Origin of the sequence: Flavobacterium rhamnosi (assembly GCF_048286515.1) — a bacterium.
GTDB lineage: Bacteria > Bacteroidota > Bacteroidia > Flavobacteriales > Flavobacteriaceae > Flavobacterium.
On the sequence record NZ_JBLVPS010000018.1, the window covers coordinates 66,521 to 84,407 of the forward strand.

13 protein-coding genes are annotated in these 17,887 nt (G+C 35.8%); 6 read left to right on the forward strand and 7 right to left on the reverse strand.

The window, feature by feature from the left end; translation table 11 throughout:
* Positions 1-192: 192 nt before the first annotated feature.
* Positions 193-1,065, reverse strand: a complete 873-nt coding sequence (locus ACNQGN_RS14090; RefSeq protein WP_417988466.1) for a helix-turn-helix domain-containing protein — start codon at positions 1,063-1,065, stop codon at positions 193-195.
* 273 nt (positions 1,066-1,338) lie between these two features.
* On the opposite strand from ACNQGN_RS14090, the gene ACNQGN_RS14095 reads away from it, so the two are divergent.
* The 4 genes from ACNQGN_RS14095 (at position 1,339) to ACNQGN_RS14110 (ending at position 8,066) form a co-directional block, all read left to right on the forward strand.
* Complete coding sequence (locus ACNQGN_RS14095) at positions 1,339-1,932, forward strand: TetR/AcrR family transcriptional regulator (protein WP_417988467.1); 594 nt, start codon at positions 1,339-1,341, stop codon at positions 1,930-1,932.
* Positions 1,933-2,203: 271 nt separating this feature from the next.
* Positions 2,204-3,346 carry an efflux RND transporter periplasmic adaptor subunit gene (locus ACNQGN_RS14100; RefSeq protein WP_417988468.1) on the forward strand — a complete coding sequence of 381 codons (1,143 nt, stop codon included), beginning with the start codon at positions 2,204-2,206 and terminating at the stop codon, positions 3,344-3,346.
* A 10-nt stretch (positions 3,347-3,356) separates the two neighbouring features.
* Complete coding sequence (locus ACNQGN_RS14105) at positions 3,357-6,518, forward strand: efflux RND transporter permease subunit (protein ID WP_417988469.1); 3,162 nt, start codon at positions 3,357-3,359, stop codon at positions 6,516-6,518.
* Positions 6,519-6,647: 129 nt separating this feature from the next.
* Positions 6,648-8,066 (forward strand): TolC family protein, encoded by a 1,419-nt coding sequence (locus ACNQGN_RS14110; protein ID WP_417988470.1) that lies wholly within the window; start codon positions 6,648-6,650, stop codon positions 8,064-8,066.
* 330 nt (positions 8,067-8,396) lie between these two features.
* Here ACNQGN_RS14110 and ACNQGN_RS14115 read toward each other — a convergent pair whose 3' ends face one another.
* From ACNQGN_RS14115 to ACNQGN_RS14125, 3 genes are all read right to left on the reverse strand, one after another.
* Positions 8,397-8,846 carry an SRPBCC family protein gene (locus tag ACNQGN_RS14115; RefSeq protein ID WP_417988471.1) on the reverse strand — a complete coding sequence of 150 codons (450 nt, stop codon included), beginning with the start codon at positions 8,844-8,846 and terminating at the stop codon, positions 8,397-8,399.
* Between the two features lie 444 nt (positions 8,847-9,290).
* Positions 9,291-11,366, reverse strand: coding sequence for a beta-galactosidase (locus ACNQGN_RS14120; RefSeq protein ID WP_417988472.1), 2,076 nt, complete (start codon positions 11,364-11,366; stop codon positions 9,291-9,293).
* A gap of 357 nt (positions 11,367-11,723) precedes the next feature.
* On the reverse strand, positions 11,724-12,134 hold the full coding sequence (locus tag ACNQGN_RS14125) for a DUF1801 domain-containing protein (protein WP_417988473.1): 411 nt from the start codon (positions 12,132-12,134) through the stop codon (positions 11,724-11,726).
* A gap of 419 nt (positions 12,135-12,553) precedes the next feature.
* Here ACNQGN_RS14125 and ACNQGN_RS14130 point away from each other — a divergent pair, with 419 nt between their 5' ends.
* Positions 12,554-13,696: a saccharopine dehydrogenase family protein gene (locus tag ACNQGN_RS14130; protein WP_417988474.1), complete on the forward strand. Its 1,143-nt coding sequence runs from the start codon at positions 12,554-12,556 to the stop codon at positions 13,694-13,696.
* Positions 13,697-13,777: 81 nt separating this feature from the next.
* On the opposite strand, the gene ACNQGN_RS14135 is transcribed toward ACNQGN_RS14130, so the two are convergent.
* Positions 13,778-14,632, reverse strand: a complete 855-nt coding sequence (locus tag ACNQGN_RS14135; protein ID WP_417988475.1) for an EamA family transporter — start codon at positions 14,630-14,632, stop codon at positions 13,778-13,780.
* Between the two features lie 187 nt (positions 14,633-14,819).
* On the opposite strand from ACNQGN_RS14135, the gene ACNQGN_RS14140 reads away from it, so the two are divergent.
* Entirely contained in the window at positions 14,820-15,365 is a 546-nt protein-coding gene (locus tag ACNQGN_RS14140) for a 2'-5' RNA ligase family protein (protein ID WP_417988476.1), read from the forward strand.
* A gap of 162 nt (positions 15,366-15,527) precedes the next feature.
* Here the strand turns inward: ACNQGN_RS14140 and ACNQGN_RS14145 are convergent, their stop codons facing one another.
* Both ACNQGN_RS14145 and ACNQGN_RS14150 read right to left on the reverse strand, forming a co-directional pair.
* Positions 15,528-16,121, reverse strand: coding sequence for a 2OG-Fe(II) oxygenase (locus ACNQGN_RS14145; protein ID WP_417988477.1), 594 nt, complete (start codon positions 16,119-16,121; stop codon positions 15,528-15,530).
* A 271-nt stretch (positions 16,122-16,392) separates the two neighbouring features.
* Positions 16,393-17,856, reverse strand: a complete 1,464-nt coding sequence (locus tag ACNQGN_RS14150) for an AAA family ATPase (protein ID WP_417988478.1) — start codon at positions 17,854-17,856, stop codon at positions 16,393-16,395.
* Positions 17,857-17,887 lie beyond the last annotated feature (31 nt).

Consider the following 17,887-nt stretch of genomic DNA (forward strand, 5'->3'; position numbering starts at 1 on the left):
AATTTTTTAAATATAAAATTGAAATGAAAAAATTACTCGTTTTAGATTTTTTTTGAATTGTTGTTAGACAAAAACAATATAGTCCTACTTTAAGTTCACGTAAAGAGTGCTACTTGTTTCGCTACAAAATTACTTCAGTAAAGACACCACAAATAATGAATATCAAACAAAAAATTAAGAATATGAAACAATTTAACCTCTCAACGCTTTAGGAATCGTTCCGGTTAGTCTTTTAAAGTAATTATTAAAATAGCTCGGATATTCAAATCCCAATGAATACCCAATATCAGCAATACTCCAATCCGTATGCTGTAAAAGTGCTTTTGCTTCATTGATAACCCTATCCGTGATATGTGCAGTTGTAGATTTACCGGTAATTTCTTTTACAGAACGATTAAGGTGATTCACATGTACCGCAAGATTTTGTGCATAATCTTGTGGTGTTTTAAGCTTAAGCGGCTGATTCTTTGTTTCAACAGGAAATTGTCTTTCCAGAAGTTCCAGAAAAAGCGATGTTATTCGCGAAGAAGCATTTTTATGCTTAAAGAAATTTTCTGAAGGTTGCATTTTAAGCGACTCATGAATAATGAGATTGATATAGTTGCGAATTAAATCGTCTTTAAAAATATAATCCGTATCCTGCTCAGAGATCATTTTCTGAAACATCGAAGACACAAACTCCTTTTGATCAGCTGTTAGTGAAAATATAGGAGTTCCTCCAATCTTAAACAGAGGAGATTCGTGAAGACTGTCAGAACGGTAATTGGCTTTAAAAAAATCTTCTGTAAAAACGCAGGCATAGCCGCTAAAGGAAGACGAAATAACTTCCCAGGAATATGGAATATGAGGGTTGCCAAAAAACAATATCGTACCATTCGTTTCAATACCTCTGTCGGCATAGTGAATGAGATTCTGCCCTGTGTTAATGCATATCTTGTAAAAGTCTCTACGATTATATGAAGGGACAGTGCTTACGCCACTTTGCAACTCATACACTTTAAAGCCTTTTAACTTTAAGTCGCCGGCATTACAATCAGAAACCTGAGAAACAATTTGATCATCCATTTTGCAAAGTTAAGAAATTCAAATATAACTCAATTTCAAATTAATACTATTTTTTTTTGATGCGTTCAAAAATACTTTCATCAAAAAACTAGTCCAACATCGTACAGGTTCTATCCCGGATGACCCTAAAATACAGCAACAGTACTTATAAATTTAGCAAAAATAGGCAGTCCCCTATTTCGGAATAAGAAAAAACTATACAAGCATTGTTTTCTTTTTAAAAATTGTCATACATTTGTCTAACGGTGTTAAACAATTTAATACCATCTATAAATGGCAAGCAAAGATCGAATTTTAAGACAAAAAGAAGAAACCAGAAAAAACATTCTGGACGCTGCCTATAGCATTGTAAAAGACGAAGGCTGGCAAGGTCTTAGCATGCGGAAAATTGCTGATAAGATTGAATATACAGCTCCAATTATTTACGAATACTTTTCCAATAAGGAAGCTATATTACAAGAACTGACCGGTAGAGGCTTTGTTAAGTTAGCAATCGAACTAGAAAAAGCAAGAAACAAATACGAAAATCCTGAAGAACAGCTTGAAGCTATGTGGATGGCTTACTGGGATTTTGCATTTACCGATACCGAAATGTATCAGGTAATGTTTGGAGTACAAATGAGTTGCTGTTCTGAAAAATGTTCGGCTTCCGAAGCTCCTTACAGGCTATTCGTTGCAGTTATTGCCGAAATAATGAAAAATAGTAAACCATCTGAAGAAGTAATTAAACAAAAGTATTTTACTTTTTTTTCTGTTATTCACGGTCTGATTTCTATCAATATCATTAATAAAAGTGAAATACTAGAAACAATCAACACACAGATTTTAAAAGATGCCATTGGCGGAATCATAAAATCAATACAATAAAAAAAATTTAATTTTCACTTAACAGTGGTAAATAATTTAATTCCGTAATTTAAACCTGAAAAGTTTTTTTATTAATACACTTAACGCTGATAAATAATTTAATACCAATTATATGACTTATTATTGGAAGGAACAATTCTATGCCTTTTTACACCGATTTACTTAACGTTGTTAGAAAATTTAATACAGATAAATGCTAAACAAAATAATACAAAAACCCTGTCCAAATTTAAATAAATCAAATGTCCAACAAATTAAAATCAATACTAAAATGAAAAATGTAATTTTAACCAGTATCGTCCTTGCCTTAGTTTTAACAGGATGTACAGATAAGGCCCAAGCTCCCGCTCTTGCTGCCGTAGTACTACCCGTTCTTTCAATTAAAAGTGCAAATACCACTACAGATTCCGAATATCCTGCTTCAATACAAGGAACAGTTGATGTAGAAATCCGTCCGCAAATAAGCGGTACTCTGGACAAAGTTTTTATTGATGAAGGTGCTTATGTTTCAAAAGGGCAATCTTTATTCAAAATAAATGAGCGTCCTTTCCGCGAACAATTAAACAATGCCTTGGCAAATCTTCACGGAGCCGAAGCTTCACTAATTAACGCACAATTGGAAATTGATAAACTTACGCCACTTGTTCAGAATAAAGTCGTTTCGGACTATCAACTGAAAACTGCAAAAGCTTCTCACAGAATCGCTGCTTCAACGATTGAACAAGCCAAAGCAATGGTAGAATCGGCAAGAATTAATTTGAGTTATACTACAATCAAAGCTCCAGTAAGCGGTTACATTGGGAGACTTCCTAAAAAGCAGGGAAGTTTAGTTTCGACATCCGATGTTGAACCATTAACTAAACTTTCAGATGTTCACGAAGTATATGCCTATTTCTCATTAGGAGAAACAGATTTTATCAATTTTAAAGCACAATATTCCGGAAATACAATTGGCGATAAAATCAAAAAACTGCCTCCTGTTTCTCTAATATTAGCCGATAACAATGCTTATCCTCAATTAGGAAAAATAGATATGGTCGATGGACAATTCGATAAAAACACAGGTGCAATAACACTTAGAGCGACTTTCCCAAATTCAAGCGGAATTTTACGCTCCGGAAATACAGGAAAAATTCGTTTGGGTATTCAACATGACGATGCCATTTTGGTTCCACAATCGGCCACGATAGAAATGCAGGACAAAGTATTTGTTTATACACTCAACAAAGGAAACAAGGTAAACAAGATGCCTATCGTGATTATCGGTAAAAGCGGCTCCGATTATCTTATCAAAGAAGGTGTAAAATCAGGCGACCAAATCGTATTGAGCGGTATCGACAAACTTCAGGAGGGACAAGTAATTCAACCGGAGAGATCTACTGCTAAAATTGCCCAAATAATTAACAAAAAATAATTTTACGACAATGTTTAAAATTTTCATACAAAGACCTGTACTGGCAACCGTTATCTCCATATTGTTGGTGATATTGGGTGTACTTGGACTTACGAAATTGCCTTTACAACAGTTTCCTGATATTGCACCCCCATCAGTTTTAGTAACGGCTGTATATCCAGGAGCCAACGCAGAAACGGTTTTGCGTTCCGTTGCACCATCACTGGAAGAATCTATAAATGGTGTCGAGAACATGACATACATGAGCTCAACAGCCAGTAATGATGGCACACTAGCCATTACCGTTTTCTTCAAGTTGGGCACCGATGCCGATCAGGCTGCGGTTAACGTTCAAAACAGGGTTGCACAGGCCACAAGTCAGTTGCCTACAGAAGTAGTTCAACAAGGTGTAACCACCGCGAAGCAACAAAATAGTTTTATTATGGCTATTGGTATGTACACCGATGATGAATCAAAATACGACCAGACTTTTATTGCCAATTATGCTCAAATTAATATCATTCCAGAAATCAAACGTATTCCGGGAGTTGGTTCAGCAAGTATTTTCGGTGGTGTAAAAGATTACGCTATGCGTGTTTGGTTAAATCCTACACAAATGTCGACCTATCAGGTTACACCAAATGAAGTCATGAAAGCCATTCAGGATAAAAGTCTGGAGGCGGCTCCAGGTAAATTTGGAGAGCGAAGTAAAGAAGTTTTTGAATACGTTATCAAGTACAAAGGGAAATTAACCAAACCCGAAGAATATCAAAATATTGCTATACGTGCTAATGCTGATGGTTCTATTTTACGTCTAAAAGATGTTGCCAGAATCGAGCTTGGCGCCTACTCTTACAACAGTTTAACCCGTTTGAACGGTAAAAAAGGCGTCGTAATCGGTGTCATTCAGTTGGCGGGTTCAAACTCCAATGATATTCAGGTTGCGATTAACAAGCTGATGGTAAAATCGGCCAAAAACTTCCCCGCTGGAATAAAACACAATATTTTCTATAGTACGAAGGTTTCTTTAGACCAATCGATAGAGCAGGTTAAACATACTCTGATAGAAGCATTTCTACTGGTTTTCATTGTTGTATTTATCTTCTTGCAAGATTTTAGATCGACTTTGATTCCTGCAATTGCAGTCCCGGTCGCTATTTTAGGTACGTTTTTCTTTATGCAATTGTTCGGATTTTCGATAAACCTTTTAACGCTATTCGCTTTAATTTTGGCCATTGGTATTGTTGTGGATGATGCAATTGTTGTGGTCGAGGCCGTTCATGCTAAGATGGAACACAAACATCTGTCTCCAAAAGTAGCAACACACGAAGCGATGCACGAAATCACAGGTGCTATTATTTCGATCACTCTGGTTATGGCAGCGGTATTCTTACCTGTTGGCTTTATGGAGGGCTCGACAGGGGTTTTCTATCGCCAGTTTGCTTTCACCATGGCTATTGCGATTGTAATTTCAGCAGTTAATGCTTTAACTTTAAGTCCTGCCCTAGCCGCTTTATTCTTAAAAGATAATCATGCAGCACAGGGTGATCATCCAGCGGTTAAAAAAGGTTTTAAAGAAAAATTCTTCAACGGATTCAACAGCAGTTTTGATTCATTAACCAACCGTTACGTTGGTGGATTAAAATTCTTAATTCGCCACAAATGGGTTAGTTTAGGTGGTTTAGCGCTAATCACTTTCGCTACAATTGTCATGGTAAAAACTACTCCATCAGGATTTATCCCTACCGAAGATCAGGGTTTTATTGCCATTGCTGTTAATACGCCATCAGGAACCTCATTGGATGGAACTCAAAAAGTAATGACTGAAGCAGAAAATACCTTAAGAGGTTTAGATGCATCAAGATTTGTAACTGCTATTTCAGGTTTCAACTTATTGACAAATTCCACAAGCCCTTCTTCTGCAGTTATTTTCGTTTTACTTAAACCGAATGAAGAGCGTGGAGACATCAAAAATATTGACGAAATAATGAACCAGGTTCGAGGAAAATTAGGAGCCATTTCCAGTGGTAGTTTCTTTGTATTTAGTTTCCCTACTGTTCCTGGCTTCAGTAACGTAGAGGCTTTGGATATGGTGCTTCAGGATAAGACTGGTGGTAAACTGGATAAATTCAGTGGAATCTCTCAAACCTTCATTGGAGAACTAATGAAACGACCTGAAATCGCAGTAGCATTCACTAGTTTCAAAGCAGATTACCCACAATTACAATTGGATATTAATGATGAAAAAGCGGATCAATTGGGCGTGAATGTAAAAGACATTCTTCAAACTATGCAGGCTTATTTTGGTAGCGCCCAGGCATCTGATTTTAATCGTTTTGGTAAATATTATAGGGTCGTTGTCCAGGCAGATATTGCCGATAGAGCCGATCCATCATCCATCGACCGTGTATTTGTGAAAAATAAAAATGGCAAAATGGTACCCATTAGTACTTTGGTAAAACTGACCCGTATTTATGGTTCTGAGACAGCTTCGAGATACAATATGTTTAATTCGATTTCTATTAATGCAATTCCAAAGCCCGGTTTTAGTTCCGGAGATGCCATTAAAGCAATTGAGGAAGTGGCAGCACAACAATTACCGACAGGTTACAGCTATGAATTCTCAGGACAAACACGCGAAGAAATTTCTTCTGGTGGTCAATCAGCAACCATTTTCCTATTGTGTCTGATATTCATCTACTTCTTACTTGCTGCACAGTATGAGAGTTACATTTTGCCTTTGGCAGTAATCTTCTCTATCCCCACAGGAATATTTGGAGTGTTTGTAGCCATCGGCTTGACCGGAATAGAAAACAACATTTATGTACAAGTTGCTCTTGTCATGCTGATTGGATTACTGGCCAAAAATGCGATTCTGATTGTAGAATTTGCATCACAACGAAGAAAATCTGGTCAGGGATTAGTGGCGGCAGCAATACAAGCAGCCAAACTACGATTACGTCCGATTATTATGACGTCATTAGCTTTTGTCGTGGGATTAATTCCGATGATGAGCGCCAAAGGACCATCAGCTCAAGGTAACCACTCGATTAGTATTGGTGCCGCTGGAGGAATGGTTTCGGGAGTAATTCTTGGATTATTAATCATCCCGGTTTTGTTCATTGTATTCCAACATTTACAAGAAAAGGTTACTGGAAAACCAGTAGCCGTAATTCATAACGAAGAAAAATAAAATGGAAAATTATATTACCACAATTCTGATGATCGTTTTTGCTGTCATCAGCTATATATCTTATAAAGTTTCAAAAGACCTTGAAACTAGAAAAGATACCTGTACAGAACTTTAATTAGAAAATATAAAATGAAAAAATACATAACCAAAATTGTGATGGTCGCTGTTATGATCAATACATTTATATCCTGCAAAGTTTCAAAGGATATTGAAACTCCAAAAGATGCATTTCCTGAGAATTTCAGGAATGCATTGATTGCAAAAGATACTTCAGGTATTGGAGATTTAGAGTGGAAAAATTTCTTTACAGAAAAAGATATTATTCAATTAATAGACAGCGCGGTGGCTCGAAACAATGATTTACAAATTGCCACTAAAAATATCGAAATTGCTCAATATAGATTTACACAAGCAAAATGGAACACTGTTCCTGAAGTAAATTTATTTGCAAATGCAAGTGCCAATAGGCCTTCTGAGAATAGTTTTAATGGTATGAATCTGAATCAATCTTTAGGAAAAAAACATATCGAAGATTATTCAACTGGTCTGTCACTTTCGTGGGAAGCTGACATTTGGGGTAAAATCCACAACCAGAAAAAAAGCGCTTTTGCGGAATATCTTCAATCAGAAGAAGTAAAAAAAGCATTGCAAACTACTATAGTTGCTAATGTTTCCAAAGGATATTACAATCTTTTGATGCTTGATTCCCAATTAGAAATTGCCCAAAAGAACCTGAAACTCAATGATAGTACCACTGCCATCATCAAATTAAAATATGATGCAGGCCAGGTTACTTCATTAGCCATTCAACAATCAGAAGCACAAAAACTAATTGCAGCACAATTAATTCCTTTATTGGAGCAAAATATTGCCATTCAGGAGAATGCTTTGAGTGTGTTAACAGGTTCCTTTCCGAGTTCAAAAGAAAGAACAATTACATTAAACTCAATTCCCCTTAAAGACAATTTAACAGCGGGAATTCCGTCTTCATTAGTACAACAAAGGCCTGATGTAAAAAATGCAGAATTGGCCTTGGTTAAAGCAAATGCCAATGTAGGAATTACAAAAGCAAACTTATACCCTTCCCTTAAAATTACAGCAAGCGGAGGTTTGAATTCTTTTGAAACGAGCAACTGGTTTAACATTCCAGCTTCGTTATTCGGTACTGCTGTTGGAGGATTAACGCAACCCTTATTAAACAGCAAAAAGATAAGAACGCAGTACAATATTGCTAAAGCAGAAAGAGAAAAAGCGGTACTGAATTTCAGACAATCAGTCCTCGTGGCCGTTAGCGAAGTATCCGATGCTTTGATAAAAATTGAAAAACTGGAAAGACAACAATTTTTTCTAAAAGAACGCGTAAGAACCTTGCAGCAAGCCATTAAAAACTCGAATATGTTATTTAAAAACGGAATGGCTGATTATCTTGAAGTAATTACTGCACAAGCTAATATGTTACAAAGTGAGTTAGAACTGGCCAATATCAAACGCGAACAGTTAACCGTAAATACCGAATTATACCGATCACTTGGCGGAGGTTGGAAATAAGATTATAGTAAAACAGCATCTTTTCCATTTTAGAGGAACGATGCTGTTTTGTTTTTAAACGATATCATTAAATATCAGATTGATTTCTAGGCAAGAGCAGTGTATTGCAATGAGGTCAGTTTTAGTTTGTTTTATCACTAAGAAATATACAAAATGAAGTTCAGTTTTACCTTAAATCTTCACCTGCTCGAAACCGTTGTTGGAAGGATACTTAGTTCTGATCAACACAATTTCTATTGTTTGCTTGCAAGCCCAACGAAAAATCAACTGTTGCCAATCCTGTTTCTTTGTCCTAGTTTGCGGTCTCGAATGAATTATTCGATAAAAAATTTAAGCATCCGGAATTTCCGGCTCCACTAATTTTGCCAATTTCTCTAATGATTCCTGCCAACCTAAATAACACATTTCGGTTGGTATAACTGAAGGAATGCCTTCCTGAATGATTTTAAGTTCCGTACCGCAAGAAACTTTCTTCAGCCAAATTGAAGTAATCATTTCTCCTGGTAAATTAGGGTCGTCAAATTTATCGGTATGTTTTAAGAATTCATTCGGTTTTATTTCCAAAAAATTTCCACCAAAGGAATGTCCGTTGCCGGTCGAAAAATTGGTGAAGGACATTTTATAATTTCCGCCTACCTTTACATCTAAATGATGAACGATACATAAAAACCCATAAGGAGGAAGCCAAAATGACAAAGCATTAGCTTCGGTAAAAGCACGATACACTTTTTCAGGAGTTGCTTTAAGAACTCGGTGTAATGTTACACTGTTATTTGACATAATTTTTTTTTTAAGTTATTCTACTCGTTTGGCTGTTCGGTGTCCCGCGTTTTTAGAATGGTTTTACTCCACTTCTGTTTTACCATTCCCTATCGTCATTCTCATCTTAGCCGCTTACTTAAAATTACAGCCAATCGCAGTCTTTTCAAGAGCCTAAAAACAATCTACCTGAGAATCTTTTGTTTGCCGTTCTTCAATACAATTTTGTTGGTAAAGTACGCTGTCAAAATTGCTCTTACGCAAAAAAACCAAAAGAATGATTCTGTCGATACATCAAAAAATAAGACCGCTATGTACTTTAATCTACCAAATCTAATATAAATTCTTCAACTCAAATTTACCAAATTAAAGGCAATGGTAAGTCAATATTTATAATAATTAATCAATATTTTTTTTGTTGGTGGTTGAATCATCAGCAGCATCGCAGGTGAATAAATAAGAATTTTATAGTTCTTCTACAATTGTAAATCCCCAAGCTGGCAAGGTAATCTGGCCCTGCCCTGCCATTGTTTCAGCTGTCAGCAACACTTTGGCTTTTAGGTGAGGATAAGTAAACGATCTAGACTCTCCCGAATAGTTAAAATAGTAATGAATAACCTTTCCTCGTTGATTCGTTCCCGATTTAACAATAATTGGAAATTTCAATGCCTGATCTTTCCCCCAAAACCCTGCATTCTTCACAGCCTCCTCAAGTACTTTTTCTGTAATGGCAATGTTCGCACCGAATCCAATATAAGTAGCTACACCTTTCCCATAATTGTTTTGAGTAACTGCTGCATAAGAACCCCAGGCTGGATGATCATACGATGCCAAAACCTTTGCCGTGGTAGGAACTAAAAACTCCATCCATTTCTCGACTTTATTCTGATCCTTCCCTACATTAAAAGGATCGTCTTTCAGGCTAACTTTAGCAGGAACTGTAAACTCACTGTATGTAATTCCACAAGCTTCACTAATTATACCTGGCTGACGTACTGTTCTAACTTTATTATGCTCATCCGCAAAACCGCTTTTAAAAGTATATACAATGTGTCCTCCATTTTTTACAAAGCTGTTCAAACGTAACAATAAGCTGTCAGGTGCTGCGTACAGCGCCGGGACTACAATCAATTTGTATTTCTCGATTTGAGTGCTGGACGGATCAATAAAATCGACGCCAACATTCATGTTATAAAGGGCATCATACATCGGTCTGAGAACTGCATTGTAACTGCCCGGACCAAAAGAATTATAGGCTGTCAATGCTTCATTACTAAATAAAATGGCGACATCATTTTTCTTTTTTAAATGGAGCAGATTTGAACTGAGTTTTTTAAAATCTGCACCAATAGTTTTTGCTTCCTGATACGTTGGGTTAGGTTCAAAATCATGACTTAACAACCCTTTCCAATACGTTTCTGCCGAATTATGTATGGAATGCCAGTGCCAGTACGAAACCATATCGGCTCCAGATGCCAAGTGGCTGAAAGCCTGTAATCGCAGTTGATTTGGATAAGGTACCCATTCCGGAAATCCTTGGGCTTCTGTTTCAATTACAAAATAATTCTGCCCGCCCTTCATAGCGCGCGCTACATCCCCTCCAAAAGAAATTTCTATTCCGGTAAGCTTGTCTTGTGAAGGATGATAAATATCAACGCCAGAGATATCAAGGACTTTTGAAGCTGCAAAATGATCTACCTCAGGTTGTATTCCATAAGAATGTCCCCACCAGTCAAAATCAAAGTTCTGAGTAACAAATTGACCAGGCTTTTTATATTCCCGTACAATTTTGGATTGCCATCCTAAATAATCCGTAACCAGCGAACGCTGAAATTTAGCAAACTCTGCAGTAAGGCTGGCATTAATACTTCCGTTGACTGAAGGAAAATCGTCCCAATTATTAATTCTATTGCTCCAATAATCTAGTCCAAAAATCTTATTCAAATCATCTAGCGATGGATATTTGGCTTTCATATAAGTAACAAATTGCGCCTGTACATTAGGTCCACTTGTTCCATATGCTTTTGTTTCATTATCTATTTGATACCCTATAATAGCAGGATGATCTTTTATATGCGCCAACATTTTTCGAATCGTCTTTTCGGCATAACTTCTAAAATGCTGATTTGTGATATCCATATTTTGACGTGCACCGTATTGGTTAGGTCCTTTGCTAGTAATCGCTAAAACATCAGGATGTTTTTTAACAAGCCAGGTTGGAACAGCATACGTTGGTGTACCTATTATTACACTAATACCTGCTTTATGCATAGCATTTAGCACGCGGTCGATATGGCTAAAATCAAAAACCCCTTCCTGCGGCTCCATAGTACTCCAAGTGGATTCAGCAATACGAACTACATTAATGCCTGTTTCTTTCATCATTTTAATATCCTGATCAAGACGTTCGTAAGGCATGTATTCATCATAGTAAGCTACCCCGAATAACAACTTATCTTGCTTTACCTGTGCAAAGCTTATAGCAACATTAAATATAATTGTAAATACAACACTTATAAAAACAGACAAATTTTTTTTCATTGATTTATTTTTTTAACTAAAGTAACTAAAAAGAGGCCACAAAAAAATAAACTTTCTAAAATTTTTGGCTACAATTGTTTATCGTTTTCGTTAGACTGCAAAAGACTTGTTCTAAAGACCACCGAATATTCATTCCTATAAAAAATGTAGGTCTATTGGTTATTCGCCTCCAACCTTTTCCTCTTAAAACGGTTCTCCAGCAAAGCGCCTTTTCTACCTTCTGTTTTGTTAACATCTGACGATCTACTCCTATTAGAAAACTTTATGACCTAAGCACTCCTAATGAACAACTGTCACATTCGAAAATAAAATATAGAAAATTGATCGTAGGACTAGCCTACTCAGATTTCAACTTTTCTACATCTGTTTAATGGAATTAATCGAATTTCTAATCATTATTTTAAGAACTTCAGTATCGACGTCATCCAATTTCTTTACATAAACACAAACTTTTGAACTCTTATGCTTTCCAAGTTGTGCGAGTCTCTCTTGTCGTTCCTGAAATTCTGTCGCAAAATATAAAACTAAAGAATCTTTACGGGGTGAGAAGCCAGCTAATGGAGCATCGCCCTCGTGTCCACTTGCGTATTTATAATGATAACTTCCGAATCCGATAATTGATGGTCCCCACATTTTCGGTTCAAAACCAGTTATAGATTTAAAAATTTCAATCAGCTTAAAACTGTCATTTCGTTTCACTTCGTTTTCAACATTGCCAATGAATTCAGCAACGTTACTATCTGTTTGAATTGTTTTGTTTTTTGCCATAATTTATAATCTAAATCGGTTCTACGTAGGATAATCTCAGTTCGAATAAAAACCTTCAAACTATGAATTGTTTCCGTAATTCTCACGTAAATATAGGAGATTCAGACCGCAATTATATGCTTTTTATAAAAAACATCTTGGACTGAAAAATAAAAAATTAAAGTCTAAAAAACCCTTACAACGGTTGTTGACCCTGAAAAATAAGATTGGTACACTATCGGTGCTTTTTAAACTAATATATTTCCGTGTTTGAAAATCAGTAGCGAACTATTTATTATACAAATAACCTATTATATAAATGTTTAGATACTATAACCTAAACCTTAAAAACAACTAAACACCTCTTAAAAACCTTCATGCTAACTAATTTTAAATCGTATAAAAAATCCCAAATCAAGAAAAAATAGTACCTTTAGTGTATGAAAAAGCATCATACTATTATTATTGCAGGAGCCGGTGGAATTGCCGAAGCTGTTGGTTTATTATTGATGGAATGGAGTCAAGTAGCCCCCAGCATTTTTATTGGTGACAGAACTCTTTCAAAAGCAAAAAAAGTAACTAATTGGATTGAAGAAGGGACAACAAAACCTTGCTCTATTCAGGAATTTCACCTTCACGAGAACGATCTTACTATCGAAATGAAAGAGATATTCCGCAAAGGAGACATCCTCCTAGACTGTCTGCCTGGTAGCCAGGCACCAAGGATGGCCCAGTTTGCCAAAGATTTTAATCTGCATTATGCGAACCTCACAGAATATGTTTCAGAAACCGAAAAAATAATAGCTTTGGCGAAAGATGCCAAAACTGGTTTTGTACTTCAAACGGGCTTAGCCCCCGGCTATATAGATTTACTAGCCAACGGGCTTTTTCAACAGTTTTGCAGGGACTTTGAAGTAGATAAAGCAGATAAGCTGGAATTCAAAGTTGGAGCATTAACTAATCATGCCGTTGCTCCACATTACTATGGATTCACCTGGAGCCCTGTAGGAGTTGCTACAGAATACCTGAAAGAAACCATAGTGTTAAGAGATTATAAAAAAACTACGCTACCATCATTGTCAGAAAGAGCAAATATTATTATTGACGGTATTGCATATGAAGAGGACCTCACCTCAGGAGGTGCAGCGGACTTACCCGACGCACTATTAGGAAAAGTGCGCTCCCTTGACTACAAAACCTTGCGCCATCCAGGGCATTATGCCTGGATACAAGAGCAACTTACTGATTTAGGAAATACAGCTGACGCCATTAAAGGTTTACAGGAAAAAATGGAAGCCGTAATCCCTCATATCGAAGATGATAAAATTGTGTTGTATGCTGCTGTAGAAGGCAAAGATGCAATGGGAATTTTGCGTAGAAGAGAGATTGCAAAATATATTCTTCCTCAAAAAGTAGGAAAGCATCAATTGAGAGCGATTCAAACAACTACCGCAGCGCCATTAGTACAAACAGCGCAGCTGTTGCTTGAAACACCTTGTAGCGGAGTTGTCCTGCAAAGCCAGATTGATCCGGCACAATTTTTAAACGGAGATTATATAGTACGTGTTTATGGTGAATTCTAGCGGTAAAATCGAATTTATATAAGCCTTTGTTCAAAATTGAACACTAGCCTTGATTAATAAAGTCGTATCATTTGAAAATCCTTAAATTGTCTGTGAGATTACGATTAAAATTATTGCTACGAAAGCCAAGAAAAGACCAGAGAAGTTTAATTTAGTCAATTTTTCCTTAAAAATAAAAATACCAACCAGGCTTCCAATAAGAATTACCCCAATATTCATCCCGACAAAAACAGTAGATGGATTTTTATCAAATGCCTGATGCGCTTTTAGATAAAAAAGAATATTTCCAAAATTAAAAAGTCCGACAAGACCACCAAAAAGGACGTTTCTACTGTTTACAGCTACTTTACCAATTGTCACTTCATAGATAACCGATGCAAGCATTACAATCAAAGCGATACTAAAAACAATAAATAAAGATGTTGTATACGGCAAACTTGTATATTGTGCGACTTGTTTAAAAAGAACATCTATAACTCCAAAGCCTAATAAAACTACTGCTGGATAGACCCATTCATTTTTTGTGTTTTGAGTAGGCTTAGCCAGAATAAGCAATATTGCTGGAAATCCCACCAAAAGAGCAGTTACTTTTAACATATTGAAATCTTCTTTGAAGATCAACCATGCTGCCAAAATAGGTATAAACAATGAAAGTCGTTGTGCAGCATCCGTTTTTACAATACCCATATGCTTTATCGATGCCGCCAGAAAAAGAAAAATAGAAGGCAACAAAATACCAAGGGCGATGTAAAGAACCCAAGGTGATGTAGTATCTACCGCGTTAAGATCCGGACTAAAGAACAAATAACAAAGTACAAGAGCAACTGTATAATTTGAAGCTACGATTTGTATAGTACTTACATTATAATTGCGTGCAATTTTAAATAATACACCAACGGTCACACTGCATATAATGCTTAGGATAAGAAACAACATAAATACTATTTTGACGGTAAAATTACTATTTTATGTTTTCTGTATTTCCCTTTTAGAAAAAAAACCTTTATAAATGTCCCAAAAAAATCAAAAAACATTCTAAAATAAAGCAATGAAATACCTAAATTTATATGCCGCAGTAAGTTGACCCTATTACTTTATTTACTGCTACATAAATCACTCAAATATGGAAAAAGAATATTCTGTTGCTATATACCCTCCCGATGCAATTAGTCTATTAGTGAAATCCATGAAAGAACAATTGGCTACCGAAGTGGGCTGGTTTCACAGTAAAAATTCTGTTGGCCATATTACTATATGTGAATTCAAAGCAACAGATTCGGAAATTGAAAGTATTAAAAAGCAATTAGACAAATTGTGTGCTAATTTGAATTCGGTTAAAGTAACTTTAAATCACTTTGGCACTTATCCTAATGGAGCCTTTTTTATATCCCCAGATGCAGCATCCAAAGACAATTTAATCCCCATAATGCAGCATATTCAAAGATCACTTTGCATTCAAAATATGAAAAAAAGTGATGATCCGCACGTGTCCATTGCTAGAAGATTAACTCCCGAGAATCTGGAGAAAGCTAAAGCTCTATTTACTACTATTGCTATAGACTTTTTATGCGACAGTATCGTTTTGCGAAAGTTTAACGAAAATATAAAACAGTTTGATGTAATTGATACGTTTAAATTCAATAACAATCCACCACCAGAACCTGTATAGGAATGCATTTTTTAGCTCTATGATTTTAAATTTTGCCCTAATAACTAATTTTAAAATCCAGCGCTTCGCAAAGTTATTTTTTAGTTCTTCAACATATTATTTCAGCAGCTCCAATCTCAATATAATTTCCATTTCTTATTGATTTTGAATACTATAGAAATATCAATCACTTTTCAGCCATCCCGTAATGCTCATTCTGGTATTTTGTGTTACCAAAACTTCGTGAACTAATTCATCACTCTTAAAGAAAACGGTTTTACCCTGAGTGGGCGAAATTTTTTGGTTGTTGTCCAATTGATGAATGAGTAATTCACCACCGTCGCTTTCTTTCCAATCGCTATTCAAATAACTAATCATAGAGTATTTTCGGCTAGGATTATTTTTGAATTGATCCAAATGCTTTAGATAAAAATCACCGGATTCATACAACGAATAATGAAATTCATAGCCCGTTATTCCCGCATAACAACTTTCATTCAAATAGAGAATAAATGCTTCGATCTGAGTGAAAAATTCATTTTCGAATGCATTGTTATGTTTTTTGTCAAGCCAATAAATAGAATCACTGCGTATCGCACCATCATAAGAAACTTTCTCTGAATTTCCAATTCCTGCAGCCATTAATAAGCTGGCCTGATTTAAAGCAAGCAGATTCTGCTTTAAATTGTTAGCCAAATCGGTACTCAAAAAATGTTCGGATACACCTACCTTGTTTTCAATATAAGTAGCAATCAAAGCCTCAAAGCTATTTTCCATGTCTGTTTGTATTGACTGCTTAGACTGCCAACGGGACAAGGTAGACTAAATAAAATCGTTACAGCCTCATTGTGAAATAAATAAAAATATTTCTTTAGAATTTATTCTATAAAAATGCACTTGCCAGTTAAACTGCCTATTCGCTAATAAAAAAGAAAAAAAAACAGTACATTTCTTGTAGTTACTTCTTTAAGCGCATCCAAATTGTAAAATTTAAATTTAAGCTACTAAAAAAGGGTTTAGAAATAAATCCAAACCCTCTTTGTTTTTTTTATAATTTACTGATAAAGCTTCCATAAATATCCTTGAACTGATAGCCCTCGGAAAAGCGGTCTTTACTTAGTTTTTTGTATTCGACCAATCCCCAAAGAATAAATTCTTTCATGAAGAATTTGTCTTCTTTTTCAAGTTGTGGTTGGTATTGCTTGATTAAAACTTCAAGTGGTACAATACTTCCCAGAATTCTTTCATATTCTTCATCAGAACAATCGTCCAATAATTCAAAACCACTTTCAGCAAAAAACCATTCGATGATATCTGTATATGGCGTTTTCTGGTCTTGCTTTTCTAGTTTTTCAATTTTTGGAAAATAGGCAGGGAAGAAAGTATGAATCGCATCACCTAATAAATGTTGTGCCACTACCGCTGCTCCCTCCTGCTCTCCTTCATAAACTAATTCAACTTTTCCGGTAATGGCGGGAATAATTCCCATAAAATCAGACAGTCGTAAAGTAGTTTTATCTTTTCCTGATCTCAATGCTCTTCTTTCTGCTGTACTTAATAAATTCTCAAGTGCGGTAATACTTAACCTTGCACTTACACCACTTTTATTATCTATGTATTCACTTTCCCTTGCTTCAAAACTGATTTGTTCTAATAAATCTCTCGCTAACGAAGGGACGTACACCATATCGCTTTGTACTGCATCCAGTTTAGCTTCCTGCTCGGTAATGGTTCTGGCAATTTTAATGGTTTCCGGATAATGTGTCAGGATTTGAGAACCAATTCTATCCTTTAAGGGCGTTACGATACTTCCACGGTTTGTATAATCCTCCGGGTTTGCTGTGAACACAAATTGCATGTCAAGCGGCATTCTCAATTTAAAACCACGAATCTGAATGTCGCCTTCCTGTAGAATATTAAATAAGGCTACCTGAATTCTAGCTTGTAAATCAGGTAGTTCATTAATAACAAAAATACAACGATTGGCCCTTGGAATCATCCCAAAATGAATCACACGATCATCAGCATACGACAATTTCAAATTCGCTGCTTTTATCGGATCTACATCACCTATTAAATCTGCAACTGTTACATCAGGCGTAGCTAATTTCTCAAAGAAACGGTCGTTTCTATGCATCCAGGATATTGGAGTTTCATCTCCTTTGATTTCAATTATATCTTTGGCAAAACGAGAAATCGGTCTTAAAGGATCATCATTAATTTCGGAGCCACTCACAAACGGAATGTATTCATCAAGCAATTCTATCATTTTACGCGCCAATCTGGTTTTGGCCTGACCACGAAGCCCCAATAAATTGATGTTATGTCGCGACAAAATAGCTCTTTCTAATTCTGGAATAACCGTGTTCTCAAATCCATGAACACCTTCAAATGTTGCTTCCCCTGATTTTATTTTTTCTCTAAGATTAGAACGCAATTCATCTTTGATGCTTTTGCTTAGGTAACCTGATTTCTTTAATTCTCCGAGTGTTTTTATATTGTCTATTTTCATATTTTTGAATTGTCTTGTTTTGCTATTTTCA

Coding starts and splice junctions, on each gene's coding strand:
- ACNQGN_RS14130 (WP_417988474.1), top strand. CDS start 12,554: ATGAAAAAGCATCATACTATTATTATTGCAGGAGCCGGTGGAATTGCC.
- ACNQGN_RS14095 (WP_417988467.1), top strand. CDS start 1,339: ATGGCAAGCAAAGATCGAATTTTAAGACAAAAAGAAGAAACCAGAAAA.
- ACNQGN_RS14115 (WP_417988471.1), bottom strand. CDS start 8,846: ATGTCAAATAACAGTGTAACATTACACCGAGTTCTTAAAGCAACTCCT.
- ACNQGN_RS14135 (WP_417988475.1), bottom strand. CDS start 14,632: ATGTTGTTTCTTATCCTAAGCATTATATGCAGTGTGACCGTTGGTGTA.
- ACNQGN_RS14105 (WP_417988469.1), top strand. CDS start 3,357: ATGTTTAAAATTTTCATACAAAGACCTGTACTGGCAACCGTTATCTCC.
- ACNQGN_RS14110 (WP_417988470.1), top strand. CDS start 6,648: ATGAAAAAATACATAACCAAAATTGTGATGGTCGCTGTTATGATCAAT.
- ACNQGN_RS14090 (WP_417988466.1), bottom strand. CDS start 1,065: ATGGATGATCAAATTGTTTCTCAGGTTTCTGATTGTAATGCCGGCGAC.
- ACNQGN_RS14140 (WP_417988476.1), top strand. CDS start 14,820: ATGGAAAAAGAATATTCTGTTGCTATATACCCTCCCGATGCAATTAGT.
- ACNQGN_RS14125 (WP_417988473.1), bottom strand. CDS start 12,134: ATGGCAAAAAACAAAACAATTCAAACAGATAGTAACGTTGCTGAATTC.
- ACNQGN_RS14120 (WP_417988472.1), bottom strand. CDS start 11,366: ATGAAAAAAAATTTGTCTGTTTTTATAAGTGTTGTATTTACAATTATA.
- ACNQGN_RS14100 (WP_417988468.1), top strand. CDS start 2,204: ATGAAAAATGTAATTTTAACCAGTATCGTCCTTGCCTTAGTTTTAACA.
- ACNQGN_RS14150 (WP_417988478.1), bottom strand. CDS start 17,856: ATGAAAATAGACAATATAAAAACACTCGGAGAATTAAAGAAATCAGGT.
- ACNQGN_RS14145 (WP_417988477.1), bottom strand. CDS start 16,121: ATGGAAAATAGCTTTGAGGCTTTGATTGCTACTTATATTGAAAACAAG.